Origin of the sequence: Flavobacterium aerium, assembly GCF_030766725.1 — a bacterium.
Lineage (GTDB): Bacteria > Bacteroidota > Bacteroidia > Flavobacteriales > Flavobacteriaceae > Flavobacterium > Flavobacterium aerium.
This window is the reverse complement of the sequence record NZ_JARQWR010000003.1, coordinates 25,971-43,491: the sequence shown is the minus strand read 5'-3', so window position 1 is coordinate 43,491 and position 17,521 is coordinate 25,971. Positions and strand designations below refer to the sequence as shown.

Annotated in this window: 14 protein-coding genes and 1 pseudogene; 10 read left to right on the top strand and 5 right to left on the bottom strand. The window is 32.1% G+C overall.

What is annotated here, in order from left to right; all coding sequences use genetic code 11:
* Positions 1 to 17: 17 nt before the first annotated feature.
* The gene (locus P6733_RS04715) at positions 18 to 1,622 is read right to left on the bottom strand and encodes a Na+/H+ antiporter (protein ID WP_306350467.1); all 1,605 of its coding nucleotides are present in this window, start codon (positions 1,620 to 1,622) and stop codon (positions 18 to 20) included.
* A gap of 201 nt (positions 1,623 to 1,823) precedes the next feature.
* Here P6733_RS04715 and P6733_RS04710 point away from each other — a divergent pair, with 201 nt between their 5' ends.
* The gene (locus tag P6733_RS04710; protein WP_306350465.1) at positions 1,824 to 3,242 is read left to right on the top strand and encodes an aminotransferase-like domain-containing protein; all 1,419 of its coding nucleotides are present in this window, start codon (positions 1,824 to 1,826) and stop codon (positions 3,240 to 3,242) included.
* Between the two features lie 86 nt (positions 3,243 to 3,328).
* Positions 3,329 to 3,856: a hypothetical protein gene (locus P6733_RS04705; protein WP_306350463.1), complete on the top strand. Its 528-nt coding sequence runs from the start codon at positions 3,329 to 3,331 to the stop codon at positions 3,854 to 3,856.
* A gap of 59 nt (positions 3,857 to 3,915) precedes the next feature.
* Here P6733_RS04705 and P6733_RS04700 read toward each other — a convergent pair.
* Positions 3,916 to 4,856, bottom strand: a pseudogene (locus P6733_RS04700) (NADP-dependent oxidoreductase).
* Between the two features lie 89 nt (positions 4,857 to 4,945).
* On the opposite strand from P6733_RS04700, the gene P6733_RS04695 reads away from it, so the two are divergent.
* From P6733_RS04695 to P6733_RS04660, 8 genes are all read left to right on the top strand, one after another.
* A complete protein-coding gene (locus tag P6733_RS04695; RefSeq protein ID WP_306350461.1) occupies positions 4,946 to 5,806 on the top strand; it encodes an AraC family transcriptional regulator in 861 nt (286 codons plus the stop codon).
* Positions 5,807 to 6,087: 281 nt separating this feature from the next.
* On the top strand, positions 6,088 to 7,071 hold the full coding sequence (locus tag P6733_RS04690) for a helix-turn-helix domain-containing protein (protein ID WP_306350459.1): 984 nt from the start codon (positions 6,088 to 6,090) through the stop codon (positions 7,069 to 7,071).
* 15 nt (positions 7,072 to 7,086) lie between these two features.
* Positions 7,087 to 8,091: a helix-turn-helix domain-containing protein gene (locus P6733_RS04685; RefSeq protein ID WP_306350457.1), complete on the top strand. Its 1,005-nt coding sequence runs from the start codon at positions 7,087 to 7,089 to the stop codon at positions 8,089 to 8,091.
* Between the two features lie 383 nt (positions 8,092 to 8,474).
* Positions 8,475 to 9,023, top strand: coding sequence for a cysteine hydrolase family protein (locus P6733_RS04680; protein WP_306350455.1), 549 nt, complete (start codon positions 8,475 to 8,477; stop codon positions 9,021 to 9,023).
* A 25-nt stretch (positions 9,024 to 9,048) separates the two neighbouring features.
* A complete protein-coding gene (locus tag P6733_RS04675) occupies positions 9,049 to 9,726 on the top strand; it encodes a response regulator transcription factor (RefSeq protein WP_306350453.1) in 678 nt (225 codons plus the stop codon).
* A gap of 3 nt (positions 9,727 to 9,729) precedes the next feature.
* Complete coding sequence (locus P6733_RS04670) at positions 9,730 to 10,998, top strand: sensor histidine kinase (protein WP_306350452.1); 1,269 nt, start codon at positions 9,730 to 9,732, stop codon at positions 10,996 to 10,998.
* A gap of 159 nt (positions 10,999 to 11,157) precedes the next feature.
* Entirely contained in the window at positions 11,158 to 12,558 is a 1,401-nt protein-coding gene (locus P6733_RS04665; RefSeq protein ID WP_306350450.1) for a porin, read from the top strand.
* A gap of 32 nt (positions 12,559 to 12,590) precedes the next feature.
* A complete protein-coding gene (locus P6733_RS04660) occupies positions 12,591 to 13,922 on the top strand; it encodes an MFS transporter (protein ID WP_306350448.1) in 1,332 nt (443 codons plus the stop codon).
* Positions 13,923 to 14,000: 78 nt separating this feature from the next.
* On the opposite strand, the gene ypfJ is transcribed toward P6733_RS04660, so the two are convergent.
* The 3 genes from ypfJ to P6733_RS04645 form a co-directional block, all read right to left on the bottom strand.
* The gene (gene ypfJ / locus P6733_RS04655; RefSeq protein ID WP_306350446.1) at positions 14,001 to 14,867 is read right to left on the bottom strand and encodes a KPN_02809 family neutral zinc metallopeptidase; all 867 of its coding nucleotides are present in this window, start codon (positions 14,865 to 14,867) and stop codon (positions 14,001 to 14,003) included.
* Positions 14,868 to 15,004: 137 nt separating this feature from the next.
* A complete protein-coding gene (locus P6733_RS04650) occupies positions 15,005 to 15,802 on the bottom strand; it encodes a DUF2189 domain-containing protein (RefSeq protein WP_306350444.1) in 798 nt (265 codons plus the stop codon).
* A 249-nt stretch (positions 15,803 to 16,051) separates the two neighbouring features.
* A complete protein-coding gene (locus P6733_RS04645; RefSeq protein ID WP_306350443.1) occupies positions 16,052 to 17,428 on the bottom strand; it encodes a DUF5723 family protein in 1,377 nt (458 codons plus the stop codon).
* Positions 17,429 to 17,521: the final 93 nt, after the last annotated feature.

The window sequence follows — 17,521 nt, the reverse complement described above, 5'->3', positions numbered from 1 at the left end:
TTCATTAAGGTCTTTTTTTATTCTCTTCCTTTTATTTTCTCTTCATAAAGATCGATAGCCGTTTCTTGTTTACGAATTACCAATTCATCAAATTTCTTTTCACGGCGCAAAATACTTAATTCTCTACGCTGTGCATCGATTAGAGCGATAAGTATTACATTGTATTCGTCTAGTTTTTCCTTTTCCTGATTTTCATTGCTCAATGCTTGTAATTGTTGTTCCCCACGATAGATATCATTGGCAATTTGACCTTGTAGATTGAAAATAAGTTTATTTTCAATGAGATTATTTTCTGAAATCAAAGATTCAAACGTTTTCTGGACAGTGTTCAATAAATGCAAATGAATTTGCACCTCACGTTCTGCTTCATTTGGGTGTTCAGTATCGTTGACATTAACCCATCGAATTAAGATTGGAAGTGTTAATCCATGTAGGATTAATGTAGTAATGATTACAACGAAGGTGATGAATAGAATAAGATTCCGTTGAGGAAATAGTTCGCCAGTGTCCAATAACAGCGGAATTGATAATGCAGATGCAAGAGAAACTACACCACGCATACCTGCCCAACCTACAATTAGTGGTCCTTTCCATCCAGGACGGGGATTATTTGTTCGAATAAATCGGCTAATAAACATGGTAAATAAGGATGATCCCATTGTACCGGCAATTCGAACTACGATGATAACAAATGTGATTATAAGCCCATAGGTTAAAGCTTCCGTTTTAGAATAATTTCCTAATCCATTTACAATGACAGGAAGTTCTAATCCAATCAAAATAAAAATGACACCATTTAATACAAAACCTAAGGTAGACCAAAGTCCATGAGCCTGTATACGTCCTCCATAAGAAAAAATTTCATGTCCACGATGAGAAAGAAATAATCCACCACTCACTACAGCCATTACGCCAGATGCATGGACTTCTTCGGCAGCAATATACATGAGATAGGGAACAACCAAGGATAAGGCACTATCAATTTGAGGTTGAGTTGGGAGCCACTTTAAAATCAGATAAAAAATATAAGCAATTCCTAATCCTACTGCAATTCCTAAGAAGGTAACAATGAAGAATTTCCCGATAGCATCCTGTAATACAAAAGTACCTTTTAGAACCGCTACCAATGCAAATTGGAATACAATAAGACTAGAAGCATCATTTACTAAACTTTCTCCTTCTAGAACACTAACCATCGTTTTAGGAATCTTAATCCGTTTTAGAATCGATGTAGCTGCCACAGCATCCGGCGGAGAAACGATTCCTCCTAATAAAAACCCTAAGGATAAGGTAAAGCCGGGAATCATTGCAGTAGATACTAAAGCCACAATACCTGAAGTAAGAATGACTAATCCAAAGGCAAATGTTCCAATGATACGTTTCCACTTCCAAAAACTTTTCCATTCTGTATTAAATGCTGCTTCAAATAATAAAGGCGGTAAGAAAATAAGAAAAATGACTTCTGGATCTATGGTTATAGAAGGAATACCCGGAATATAACTGATCACTAATCCCGCTAAAACAAGAAAAATAGGATATGAAATACGTAAACGCTCTCCAAGTATAACTAACATTGAAACTAATACGATTAACCCTAAAGAAAGTAAAAGATAATTGTGCATAATGTTGGTACAGTTAAAATTTGTTTTTGATTTACTGCAATCCTTTATTCCAATGGGGAGTGGAAAGTATTCTTTGATACAGACACTTTAAATATAACTTTTTTGTTTTAATAATTTTATAAAAAAAATTAGAACGTTACAATTTTTGGTTTGAATACAGTTTGATAATCTGTAAATTTGACTGATACAGATTTGGAAGAAATGAAATACAAATACGAAGAAATTGCCAACATATTGGAAGGCCATATCAATAAGGGTATTTACAAAAAAGGAGATAAACTTCCTTCGATAAGGATTTTGAAAGAAAAGTATAAAACCAGTGTGAGTACCATACAAAATGTATACGAGCATTTAATTATAAGCGGCTTAGTTGAAAGCATTCCTAAGTCAGGCTATTATGTAAGCTCGAAACAATGGGCAATGGATAATAATCCTAATCAGATAGAACCATTTAATATTCAAGAAACAAAATTCCAACACAATCTTTCTGCAATCACTACACAAGGAAGAAAGAGCTTAACAGAATTTAATGTAGCAGCTCCTGGAGATTTATTGATTCCTCAAAAGTTGATTCTACGGATGATGCAACAAATTATTCGTGAGAAAGGAGCTCAATTATTACGCTATTATCCTTCAAATGGACTATTGCCGCTAAGGGAAGAAATTGCGAGAAGAAATAAACTACATGGAGCATCAATTAATGCAGAACAAATTATCATTACTGACGGCGCTTTGCAAGCATTATATATTGCATTGGCATCAGTGTGTGAACCAAATGATATTATTGCGATAGAAAGCCCTTGTATCTTTTCGGTACTAGAAGTTATTCGAACTTTAAAGCTAAGAGTTATAGAAATACCTGTACATCATGAATCTGGATTTGATGTAGATTTATTAGAAACGATATGTGATACAACAGCAATTAAAGCTGTAGTATTGACGCCTAATTTTCATAATCCAACAGGCACAATACTATCTGATATACAAAAAATAAAATTATTGGCTATTGCTGAATCCAAAGAGATTGCCATCATAGAAAATGATATATATGGAGATCTTTCTTTTTCAGGAAATCGACCTCGTACCATTCAATCATGGGATAAAAACGGCTTAGTGTTGATCTTTTCATCCTATTCAAAAACAATAGCAGGAGGGATTAGATTAGGCTGGTTATCGCCAGGAAAATATTTTGAAAAAGCAGAACAAATAAAATTTGCCTTAGGCAGTACCGTTTCTCCAATATACCAAGAAGTAATATGCAAGATGTTACGAACAAAAAGTTATGATAGACACCTTCGAAAGTTTAGAATGCAATTAGCAGAGCAAGCTTATCAAATTCGAGTAGTACTCTCAGAATATTTTCCTAATAAAATAGGCTATACAATACCCAAAGGAGGATACAGTATCTGGATAAAAGCTGCAGAGGGAATGGATATGAAACAATTTTATGAGTACTGTGAAGCAATGAAAATCAAATTTACTCCAGGTACAATTTTTTCATTTTCGCCACAATATGAAAGGTATTTCCGAATCATTTTTGCCGATCAATTGACCCATAAAAAAGCAGAGGCTTTAAAAACAATAGGGGAATGGGTAGACAATACAATTCAGAAAAAGTAAAATCTGTACCGATTGAAAATACAATAACTGAACCGACAGTTGTTCTTTAGATCCTCTAACTTTGATTTATTATAATACAATCGATAATGGAAAATACAATTAAAACAAAATTTATAATTGCATCCGAAGAAGGGATGAATCTATATAAACAAGTAGGAAGTACAAGAATAAAGGAAAAATATGCTGAAGTATTGAACACTGCAAAAATTGAAGAATATATTCAAACAAAGTTTAACCGAGATGCTATGATTAGTGAGCTAAATGATTTTTCAAATCAAGGTATCATGGTTTATATTGATGAAACTCCCATAGGATATGCTTTTCTCAAAAAAAAGACCGATTCAACACCTCTATTAATGAATAAAAAAGTAAGCTATTTAGCGGATTTCGAAATACTAAATGCTTTTAAAAACCATCAAGCAGAAAAAGTTTTATTGGATAAATGTATCGAATTAAGTAAATCCTACGATGTCATTTGGAGTGTGGGAAAAAAAGAAGATTCAGTGATTCAACTATTGGAAAGTTATAATTTTAAGAATCAGGGTGAAAAATTCTATGCGTTGGGAGAGGCAACAATTGAAGGAGTACTTCTCATTAAAGAGATTAAAAAATAATTATAGTAAAAAGGCCTAACAGTTTATGTTAAGCCTTTTTAATTAAAGAATACATTTAATTATATTTTCACTACAATTTTACCTACCGTACGACCAGATTCGATATCGTCATGTGCTTCTGCAATTTGATTGAAAGCAAATACTTTAGAGACATGAGACTTAATTATTCCTTTTGATAACAAGTCAGCAATAGATTTCATATCCTCTCCGCTAGATTTTACTTGAGTATAGTAACAATGTACGCCCATAGTTTTAGCTTTCTCTGTAATGTCATTACTCAAGCCAGAAGGAAGGCTAATCACAGTTCCTCCTTTTTTGATAACATTTAAAGAACGAACAGCATTGTCACCACCTATAGAATCCAATACAAAATCAAGGTCTCTTGTAACCTCTTCAAAACGTTGATTTTTATAATCGATATGTTCATTGGCTCCCATATCCAACACAAATTGCTTGTTTGCCGTAGATGAAGTCCCAATCACATAGGTGCAAAATGCCTTGCAATCTGTATTGCAAAATGACCAACACCACCGGATGCTGAGTGAACTAATAATTTTTGATTAGATTGAATCTTTAATGTATTTACAAGGGCTTGCCAAGCCGTTAAAGCTGCTAATGTTGCTGCTGCAGCTTCTTCATGAGAAATATTCTCTGGCTTTAAAGCTAATTGTGAAGCTGGAACAGCCACATATTCTGCATAAGCCTGACCATGTCCCGCAAAATTGACCATTCCAAAGACAGCATCGTTTATATTAAATTCCTGTACATCTTTTCCTTTTTCAACTATAACACCAGAAAGATCCCAGCCTAATATTATTTGTGGAATATCTTTTAATAGACCTGCAATAGCTTTTCCATTTCGTGTTTTGGCATCCACAGGATTAATACTAAATGCCTTTACCTGGACTAATACTTCATTTTCTTTGATTTGAGGTTTATCAATTTCAGTGATCTGAAGTTGTTCAGTACCTCCAAAATTTTGTAATACAATAGCTTTCATTTTTTTTGTTTTAAATTATAAAGCAAATTTATACTGTTTTTTAAGTTTAAATTAGGTATATATTTTCGTTAATGCGGTATATTTGTACCATGAAGAAAGAACACCTGTATGAACCTTATTCCGTTGTATTTGAAACACTAGATGAGTTTCCTGAGCGAGCATTACAACATAGCTTTTTCGAATTGGTTTATGTTATAGATGGAACGGGTAAGCAATGTATAAATAATAATCATTTTGATTATACCGCTGGACACATGTTTTTGATTACGCCACAAGATTGTCATTCGTTTGAAATAGAAACCACGACACAATTTTTCTTTTTGCGTTTTAATGATATCTATTTACAATCAAAAGCAATGCAATCCCATAATATAAAACAATTGGAATTTATTTTACAAAATGCAAATCACCAACCGGGATGTATTTTGAAGAATAAATCAGATAAATGTCTAGTTCGTTCTATGGTTGATGCGATCATTCGGGAACGTGTAAATAGAGATTTATATAATAACGAATTGATAAGACAATTAGTCAATACACTAATTGTTATTGTAGCACGGAATATTGCAAAGTATTTGCCAGAACAGAATAGTAATATGCTAGAGGATAAAATTGTTGAGATACTCAATTACATTCAAAGTAATATCTATTCCCCAGAAAAAATACGGACTGAAGTAATTAGTAATCATTTTGGAATCTCAGAAAGCTATTTGGGACGATACTTCAAAAAACATTGTAATGAAACAATGCAATCCTACATTACAAAATATAAAATTCAATTGATTGAAACGCGATTAGATCATAGTGACAAGCGAATTACTGAAATAGCAAATGAATTAGGATTCACAGATGAAAGTCATTTGAATAAATTCTTTAAAAATCAAAAAGGAATGAGTCCAACTCAGTATAGAATACAGAAGAAAATAAGCGTGGAGGAATTAATGATATAATCTATGAATTATTGGAAATTCATAAATTAAAATTTATAGTACTAGAATTTTAAGCTAAATGAATAATAATTAATCAATTAAGGAGCTATTGACCTCTAAAATTAATGTTTGGCAGTATTTTTGTTTAACAAGGTTTTAGTTACTGTTTCAAAATTTTAAATCAAAAGCATTTTGAATTTATGATTAGTTACAAATATCAAATTCAACCAAATTAATGATTTACTAAACTCCTAAAATTGTAAATAAATTAATTAAATTTTTATAAATCAAAGTGATATTTTATGCTAACAATTGATTTTAGATATGATATTGAGTTAGATTGGGTAGAACCATTAGCTCAACGTTTAGGGGGATATGTAGAGGGGAATTTCATTAAAACACCAGAGGGAATACAGTCGGGCTGCCAATATGTTACATCAATTAACTCGGGTATTTCGGCTATGCTTATTGATGTGACTTATAATAAAGATATTTGGTACAAACAACGTAATCTTAATAATGATTTAATAGGAATACAGTACTATTTCAATAGTCAAGATGTTAAGATAAGGCTTAATGATGAATTTTCTAAAGTAGAGAAGCGAAGCTCAAATATATCAATTTTAGATAGTGTTCTGGATGCGGACTTTATTATGTCAAAAAACACAAAACAATACTTGATTTGTATCTATATAACTAAGGCGTTATTAAAAGAGCATCTTGTAAAGATCAAAAAATACGAATCAATTATTGAAACTATTTTTAATCCAAAGAAAAATACGTTTATCAGATTCGATCGGATGAGTCATAAAAGTGAGATGCTGATTAACGATTTAAGAAAAGTTGAATATGAAAATTTAAATTTTGAGATGACATTTAAAAGTACAGTATATGCGCTTTTAGGAGATTACTTAGACAGTCTTAGCAATAGAGAAATTATCGTAGGTAAAGTAAGAAATGATGAAATTATAAAAATACTGGAATCTCAAACTTACCTATTGAAAGAAATAGAATCCGTTTTCCCAGGAATAGATATATTAGCAGATAAAGCAGGTATGTCCTCTACAAAATACAAACAGAAGTTTAAAAAAATTATAGGATTAAGTCCTAAAGTATATTTTTTAAATAATAAAATTGAATTGGCTAAGGAACTTCTAGAAACAAGTAATTATACTATTGGAGAAATTTCAGAAAAACTACACTATACAAATGCCTCCTATTTTGCCAATCAATTTAAAGAATACTTTAAAATATTACCCAAGGAGTTTATAAGTCAATTATATTAAACGGTGCTGGACCAAATGATTAGTCAATTTAAACATCATTTATCATTGAGCCCTGAGTGGCAACAACAATTTGTTGATGGTTTCGGTTGTACACTGATCGATAATAAGTACTTAATTTTTCCGGAAGAAAAAGCCAATGGATCTACGTGCTTTTTAGAAGTATTTGAAGATAAATTATCTGTGATGGTCATTGATGCTGTTGCACATGAATCTGTAGAATTCATAAAAATACCAGTTGATAAAGACTATTGGGTTGTATATTACGATATGAGTGATGAATTCAGTAGTTATATTATCGACAAAGTTTCACATAAAATGGGATATCAATCGAAATTAGGATTTGGAATCGTGGATTGTAGAATGGCAAGTTCCTATATTCCAAGTGTTGGCGAACGATTATATTCATTACGACTCCTCATAAATAAGAAATTTTTAAATGGTTTTTTTAAAAATAATGAGTTTGAAGAAGTATTTAATGAAGTATTTGATAGTAGTAAAAATACCATGTTTTTCTATGGACACCTTGATAGTAAAAGCAAAATAGTTTTACATCAAATTAGAGAACGAAAATTCGATGAGCCATCCTATGAATTTTTACTAAAAAGTGTGGCTTTAAACCTGTTGAATTGCCTTATAGAACGGTTAAATTTAAATAAACCAATTACTACACAATTTTCAGACAATGATATGGCGAGTATTGTAAAAAGCCAGAAATATTTACTTTCTAATTTATTACAACCTTTTCCAGGAATTGAAATTCTAGCTCAGAATTCAAACATGTCTGTCACGAAATTTAAAAAAGTCTATAAGAAAGTATACCGAATGAATCCTGGCGAGTTTTTTAAAAATGAGAAACTACTTTTAGCCATGGAACTACTAAAAAGTGGACAATTTTCTTCAATAAGTAAAGTTGCATTCGAACTGGGTTACAATAAACCAGCCTATTTTACAATTGTATTTAAAGAACATTTTAAGATTATGCCTGCGGATATTTTTGTGAGTAGTGCTGAAAATGAATAAATCTTTATTATAAAGTAATAATATTGTTATAATTCGCAATCACAATGTAAATAAAATGGTCTTAAACTAGCATTTTTAGGACTTTTATTGGTTATAAAAACAATAGTATTAGAATATTTTTACATCAGAATAATGTTGTCACGTTTTTTCAAAAAGAGGCAATTATATTTAGGGATTTATATAATTGTTTTTTATTTAAAATTCCTAGTTGGAGCCATGGGGGATGGATTCTGACTAGGGATTTTTTTTTGCCCTAAACTTAAAGATTTAAAGAGCAATTCATGTTTTTCAAAATTATAGATTAATAATACTCTAGAAATGTATAAATTTGAAACATACAGTGCAAAGTAAATAAATTACTTTAAGGAATAAAAAAAGCAAAAATGAAAAAAGCATTACTACTCGTAGATATTCAAAATGACTATTTTGAAGGAGGAGCCATGACTCTTGTAGGAGCACATGAAGCCAGTGAAAAAGCAAAAAAAGTATTAGCAAAATTCAGAAGTGAGAAGCATCCAGTTATTCATATACAACACAAAGCAATTAGCCCAACCGCAACTTTTTTTATACCCAATACTTCAGGCGTTGAAATTCATTCCAATGTTATTCCGCTACCCGAAGAAAAAGTCATTGTAAAAAACTATCCGAATAGCTTTAGAGCTACAGAATTATTAGCCTATTTACATTTAATAGATGTTACCGACTTAGTTATTTGCGGAATGATGACACATATGTGTATTGACGCAACTACCCGTGCAGCAAAAGACTTTAATTTTAACTGTACAGTAATTGGAGATGCCTGTGCTACTCGAGACTTAGAAGTAATGGGACAAACCACCAAAGCCAATGAGGTGCACTATGCTTTTTTAGCAGCATTAAATTATTTCTATGCTACCGTAACGGTAACATCCGATTATCTTACAGAATCATAATATAAATTAAAGATTCTCCATACCCATGAAATTACTTTTAGTAGAAGACAATGTAGAACTAGTCAAAAGTATGGCTGATTTTCTAGTGCATGAAAATAATATATGTGAAACCGCCAGTACATTTGATGAAGCGCGTGAAAAACTGGTTTTATTTACCTATGATTGTATTATTCTGGATATAATGTTACCCGATGGTAATGGAATCAACCTATTAAAATTAATTAAAAAAGAAGGTATCACCAGTAGTGTAATTATTATTTCCGCAAAAAATTCGTTGGATTTTAAAGTCACGGGATTAGATGAAGGAGCAGACGATTATATCACAAAACCATTCCCTTTACCCGAATTATATTCCCGTATTAAAGCTGTGATGCGCCGCAATAATAAAAGCGCGAACAATCATTTGATATTCAATGAAATTAATATTGACCTATTGGCTATGGAATGCACTGTAAATTATGTAGTGCTAAACTTAACTCGAAAGGAAACCAACTTATTAATTTATTTTTTAAACAATCAAAACCGAATACTTTCCCGTCAAGCCATAGCAGCCCATTTGTGGGGTGATTATACAGATAATCTGGATAATTTTGATTTTGTATACCAGCACGTAAAAAATGTACGTAAAAAAATTACAGACGCTGGTGGAGAAGATTATATCAGTACCGTATATGGATTAGGATATAAAATAAGTAATCATTAACCCATGAGGCTGAATTACCGATATACAATTGCCTATTCAATTATCACACTGTTTGTATTGCTGATTAATTTTGCAATCGTTTATACTGCAGTAAAACGAAGTGTTACACAGGCTAATATTGGTAAACTAAGACAATTAAATGAAGTTATAGTAAAACAAATTTCTGAAAACAAAGATTTTACAAATGATCCCTCTCGCAGAAATGTTGAGATTACCTTTATAGGATTAGACTCTCTAAATCAACATGAAATCATCGAATCCGGTAGAGGATGGAGTAGTGATATTCAGGCAGAGCTGAAAGTGGTAAAACTAACGACATTTCCCTATGTTCAGGGAAAACAATACAAGATTAGAAGTCATAGTTTTATTGTGGAAGCCGATGATATTTATCTGAATGGGATTTTTATGGTTTTTGCATGGACATTTGTTTTTTTACTCTCTTTGGTAATCCTATCCAGTGAAGTAATTTCAGGCTATATATTAGCCCCATTTAATAATACACTTCAGGCAATACAACAGTTTCATATCAATCAGAAAAAGAAAATTACATTTCAAGAAACATCAACCTATGAATTTCAGGAATTGAATAGTTTCTTATTGAAAATGACCGACAATGCCAAGAAGGATTATTTGATATTAAAAGAATTTTCTGAAAATGCTTCGCACGAATTGCAAACACCAATTGCTGTAATTAAAGCTAAAATTGAATTATTGATGGATTCAAAATTAGACGAACAACAAATGTTGAAGCTAACTTCGATGCATGATGAATTAGAGAAACTATCCCGTATCAATCATTCCCTAACGCTATTAACAAAATTAGAGAACTACCAGATACAACCTACAGATTCTATTGATCTCAGTATTCAGTTGAATGAGACGATACATACTTTTGCTGATCTAATAGAAATGAAAGCAATTACCATTACGACACAAATTGTACCTAATGTATATGTGAGAATGGAAGAGGCATTAGCACAGATTCTATTGAATAATTTAATCAGTAATTCCATTCGTCATAATTTAATAAATGGTACTATTTCGATACAGTTGACTACAGAAAAATTGATTATTGAGAATACTGGAAATGCTCCATTAGTTCCAACAGAAGAACTTTTTGGACGGTTTAAAAAAGATAATCAATCTTTAAATTCGATTGGTATAGGATTGGCAATTGTGAAAAAAATAATAGAAATCTATGAATATTCTATAGATTATACTTTTGATAAAGGAATACACTGCATAGAAATCTCCTTTAACACAATTTCATAAATACCATAATTACAGGTATTTTACACCAGTTTAGTAAAATTTCAAGAATACAACAACTTTACTTCAAGTTTCCTTCAAATTTGACTCGTTTGTTTGTTATTATAAAATACAGGAAATAATTACAGACCTGTTAATAATAATTTCATAAAAATGAATTATATGAAAAAAAGAAGGAATAAAATTTCGATAATAATAATTGTCTTGCTTTCCCATTTTCATTTAAATGCTCAGGAAATTCCCAAGGAAGAAAAACCTAAAACAAAAGTTAGAGATTTAAAGATCAAGTTTAATGAAGATGGAAGTGCCTATTTGAAATTTGGATTTTGGAATCAAACATGGTTTAGGTACATCGAAAACAATCCTGGTACAGCGGTAAATGGTGAACCTGCCGAAAATACTGCTGATGCTGGAATCCGAAGAATGCGATTGACAACTACTGCACAATTCTCTCCGCGATATTTAATGTTTTTCCAATTAGGATTTAACAACCAATCATTTATTTCGGGCGGTGGATCTGGAACAGGTGCTACAGGCCAAGGAAAGAAAGCTACACTATTTTTCCATGATGCTTATAATGAATATGCAATTATTCCCACAGTAGATTTTGATACTAAAAAAGAAAATTCATTCAGTCTATATTTAGGAGGAGGACTACACAGTTGGAATGGTGTCAGTAGGTTAACGAATGCCAGTTCAAGTAGATTATTAACGGCTGATTTACCAGTTTTTAATTTTCCAACCATAGAAATATCAGATCAATTTTCGCGTCAAATGGGACTTTTTGTCCACGGGAATTGGGATAAACTAGGCTATCGTTTAAATGTAAACAAACCCTTTGCAACCAGTTTAATTCCAACAATAGGAGGTGCAGCATTGGACAATAATAAAAAAGGAAAACTATCTTTTGCTGGATACTTTGATTATCAGTTTTTTGAAAAAGAAGATCGTAAAACACCCTTTTTACCCGGTACCTATCTTGGAGAAAAGAAGATGCTGAATGTTGGTTTAGGATTCTACACAAATTCTGATGGAACAATGACTCAGCCAACAGAGGGTGTATTTAAAACCCACGATATTACGGTTTTTGGTGCCGATGTCTTTGCTGAACTTCCAGTAGGGAATAAAGCCAAAGAAATGTCAGTTTCAGTGTATACGGTATATTATAACTACAATTTTGGACCCAACTATCTTCGTACTTCTGGAACAATGAATCCTGGAACACGAGATGAAACATTTACAGGTACAATTGCCAAAGAAGGTTTTGGTAATGCAAGATACCTTTTGGGAACTGGGGAAATATGGTATACACAAGCTGGATTTATGTTGCCAAAATTCAGTACTAAAGTACGCATTCAACCCTTTGCAACATATGCCTTGAAAAAGTTAGATGCATTGGCAGAATCGGGTCATTATTATGATTTAGGAACAAACTTTCTATTGGATGGGCAACATGCCAAAATATCACTTCAGTACAGTAGTCGTCCGCTATACGATGCTTCTACCAATACAGTGTTTTCCAGAGCAGGAGAATTCTTAGCCTCATTACAAATATTCCTATAAAAACTATTAATTTTAAATAATAATTTAGCACTATGTATAAAAACACTAATACGGTTAATTCCCATGGATCCGATAAATTAGATACGGCAAGACGCCTTAAAGCGATTGTAAGCGGTTCTATTGGTAATTTAGTTGAATGGTATGATTGGTATGCCTATTCTGCTTTCTCATTATATTTTGCACCTGTATTCTTTCCAGACAGCGATAGAACAGCTCAATTACTTAATACAGCAGGAATCTTTGCTGTAGGATTTCTAATGCGTCCCATTGGAGGATGGTTATTCGGTAGTATTGCCGATCGAGTAGGACGTAAGTTCTCGATGACCTTATCTGTTCTTTTAATGTCTTTAGGGTCATTATTAATTGCCTTGACGCCTTCCTATGAATCAATAGGTGTATTAGCACCAATATTATTATTAGTTGCAAGACTATTACAAGGATTAAGTGTAGGAGGAGAGTATGGAACTTCTGCTACTTATTTAAGTGAAATGGCTACCTCAAAACGTCGTGGCTTCTATTCTAGTTTTCAATATGTAACCTTGATTGGAGGACAATTGATTGCAATAGGAATTCAGTTATTAATGCAGAAATTATTTCTTACCGAAGATCAAATGCATGAGTGGGGTTGGAGAGTACCTTTCTTTATTGGAGCGGCATTATCATTAGTAGCGTTGTATTTAAGAAGCCATATGGATGAAACTACAGCTTTCAAAAAACAAGACGATGAAGTCGTTGTTAAAAAGAAAAACGGTACACTTCGTGAATTAATGAAACATCCTAAATCACTTGCCATAGTTGTCGGATTAACATTAGGGGGTACCATTGCTTTTTATACGTACAGTACTTATATGCAAAAATTTTTAGTAAATACAGTGAACTTAACGAAAGACGAATCAACTTTAATAACTTTTATTTCATTATTAATTTTTGCCTGTTTACAACCTATTTTTGGGTCATTATCCGACAAGATTGGTAGAAAACCATTGTTATTAGCTTTTGGAATCTTGGGTACCTTAGCAACAGTTCCATTATTAACTGCTTTAAGTAATGCAACAGGTAAATGGGAAGCCTTTGGTTTTATTATGATTGCCTTAGTTATTGTAAGTGGATATACTTCTATTAATGCAGTTGTAAAAGCAGAATTATTCCCAACCGAGATTCGTGCATTAGGAGTTGGATTCCCGTATTCTATTACTGTAGCAGTATTTGGTGGTACAGCAGAATATATAGCCCTATGGTTTAAAGATATTGGACACGAAACCTATTTCTATTGGTATGTAACAGGTTGTATCTTTATTTCGTTATTGGTATATGCCTTTATGAGAGATACTAAAGAAACCTCTACTTTTGGCACAGAAGAATAATATCAACAATATTAAAATAAAAAAGGATTCTTAGTTATAAGAATCCTTTTTTATTTATTGACATTGATGGGTTGTTTTTTAATTTAAAGCAGCAAATGTATCGCCCTTTTTCATATCGCCAGTTTCAAAACCAAGTTTAAACCAACGCATCCTTTGCGCAGAAGTTCCATGTGTAAAAGAATCGGGAACAACTTGTCCCTGCATTTTTTTCTGAATGGCATCATCTCCCACAGCATTTGCAGCGCTTAGTGCTTCTTCAATATCGCCTTCTTCAATTACATCATGCATTTGGTTGTCATAATGAGCCCAAATACCAGCATAAAAATCGGCTTGTAATTCTAAAGCTACAGAAAGTTTATTCCCTTCCGTTTCACTTTTACTTTGTTGTAATTGGTGTACTTTACCAGATGTACCCAATAGATTTTGAACATGATGTCCTATTTCGTGTGCAATTACATAAGCAATAGCAAAATCACCACCTTCAGCACCAAACTTAGTTTTTAGCTCTTCAAAAAAGCCCATGTCCATATATACCTTTTGATCGGCTGGACAATAAAAAGGGCCTGATGCAGAACTAGCACCACCACAAGCTGTTTGTACAGAACCTGTAAATAATTTTAGTTTCGGCGCTTTATATTTCATTCCATTTTCTGCAAAAATTTTGGTCCAGACATCTTCAGTATCTCCTAAAACGGTAGCTACAAATTGACCCATTTCAACCTCTTCTGGAGTAAGTTCTCGATCAGGAGCTCCAGTTTGTGTAGATTGCTGTTCCATTTGTTGTTGTACCTGTTGTAACAATTGCGAAGAATCACCACCCATGAAAAGGTTAATTACTAATATAATGATTCCTATTGCTCCACCGCCAAGTGCAACTTTACCACCAGAAGAGATTCTGCGATCATCTTCCATATTTGTACTTTGTCTACGACCTTGCCACTTCATATTTTATATTTTTAGTATATCAAATTTAGAAAAAATAACGGTAATTAGACCGTAAATGTTAATTATTAGAAATGTAAAAAGGCAAATACTAGTTTAAAATAAATTTGTATTTGCCTTTTATATAAGATTATATCTCGTTAGTATTCATCGTAAGATTGACCAATTTCATCTAATTCATCTTGGAGAGTAACATTTCCAATACTGTTTTTGTAAATAACATACTGCATTGAATACACAAACGGTAAAGTGAAAAACATACCGATACAAATTGCAATAAGCCCTACCATTGCTCCAACACCTGCTAGAACCATAAGCAATAAAATAATCCAAAACTGTTTCTGAACCACAATAAAACTTCCTTTGATTGCTTCAGTAGCATTCAGATTTCCAAAAATGATTAATGGAATAAATAAAATAGTTAACAATTGAACAAAATAGCTAATTATTGTTCCAACGAAATCTAAACCAAATGTTTCAAATAGAAAAGATACCATGAAATTAAAAGAAGTAATCAAAAAAGAAGCGAATATTAAATCTTTTAGATATTTACTTTTATAATAATGAAAGATCATTGAGAAATCAGTTTTTTCACCATTATCCGCTTGATTAGCCAGTCTGAAAATTCCAGCAACAAAAGGATTAATCAAAGAAGTCAATATTGTTATTCCTAAGAAATAAATAATAATATAAACACTAGAGATATCTGTAACTTGAAAATCGGTCATTTGCTCGGCAAAATTTTCGAAACCAAAAGAAGCTCCAATAGAACCCATTACCAATACCACTAGAATTATTGAAAGTAATAGTAAACCTAAACCAGCATGTAATGCAATCTTTTGAAAGTTTTCAAAACTTTGAGTAATCATATCGCCAAGATCCAATGAAAAACCATTATCTCTGATCTCTTCTATACGTTGTTTAGTAGTATTCATCATGAATTTAAAATTTTTGCAATAATAGGAATTGTCTCTTAGATTTTTGGACTTAATTCTATAAATATTTTAACAATTATACATTCATCGTTTTTTCTGGTATTTTATCGTTTTTTTGAAGCCTTTTCGTTGAACTTCAAGGACTTTAACCTAGAATAATACAATTCTTTTTATAAGAAATACTAAAGATAAAGACTTTAATCCTATAAAAGAAGTTTTTTTGTGAAGATAAAATGGGGTGATTTTAGTTCTTTATTGTTTATAAGAACAATGACAATCATCAGAATTGGAAAAGGAATCAAAATTGAATTGATAACCAATATGAATATCTCCTTGTTTCGTATTAGATACTACTCCTGTGATAATAGATTCTGATCCGATGAAAAAGCCTCCCAATCGGATTCCAATGCCACCCGTAAAACCTGAAATTTCATTTGTAGCCCAAGGAGAATAAATTTCTAAATTACCAGTGGTAAAATGCGGGGTAACAGAAAAAGTATTTTGAGTTGTAATCTGATTATTCTTACTATCATTTCCAAGTTTTCCTTGAGCATATAAGGTAACATACCATTTTGGAATTATTTTCAGGCTTAAATAGGCAGCCAATACAGCTGGCGTTTTCACTTTAATGTCCGGATTTGTTTCCATAATTTGAAGGTAGCCACTATTGATTAATTGTTGTTCAATTGTACTAATGTCATTATCAAAATTATCAATTTGTAAAAATGATCCGTTAGGAACATTCAAACGATAACTAGTAAATGAATTTTTATGAGAGCTAAAGGTCATGCTCCCAAGATTTCGTACCGCAATTCCTGTATTGGCTAAATAATCATTCTCATCATCATCTTTCCACATATAGTTGATTCCAAAATCAATCGCAAATCCATTTAACTTTCCATAGGCCAAAGGAATGTATTCTCCAGCTTGTGGAATACCATTGGCTAGCTTTTCAGAATAAGCAATATCTAGTTGAGCTGTTGTATTGGTCAAACTAATTGAATTTGGAGAATAAACTAACGTACCTCGAAAATTTTGCGCTGCGATATTGCCATAGGTTCCGGGGAATAATAGTTTGAGTGTAGTTCCAATATTGAATTTATGCTCTTTGTCTTCAGATATTGTTCGGGCAATTGTAAATCCTATTTCGCTCCAAGCCGTAGCATTAATTCGTTGATTGTTTAGGTTTTCAATACTATGCGTTTCAACTCCATTTACTTTATCATGTATAACATTTCCTAATGTCGTATTAATGCGGATTGCATTTCCTTTGGCATAGGTTTTAGTACCCACACTAAAAGCCCACTTTTTTAATTTAACAGCAAAACCAGGTCCAATGATTTCAGTATCAAATCGGAGATTTATGATACCCTTATTATCTTCTAAAAGAATATCTTCAAGATCTTTTTTATTGAATACATCAAGTAATCCTACTTTATTGTTGGAAGCATTGGCACTAAGTCCAAAAATGGTAAAGCTATATTTTGTACTGCTATTAAGCAGTTCAGCAGGATTAGCATCCGTACTAAAATGTCCTCCTTTTTGCGAAGTATTAATACCTGTAAATTGACCTTGAGCCAAAAGAGTAGTACATCCAAAAAAGCAAAATAACAGCATTATTCTTTCCATAATTAACGGGGCATTTAATTTGAAAACAATATTATAACTCAAAAATGTGGTATAAAATTATACATTTAAATGATATAATTTAAAATACTGAGG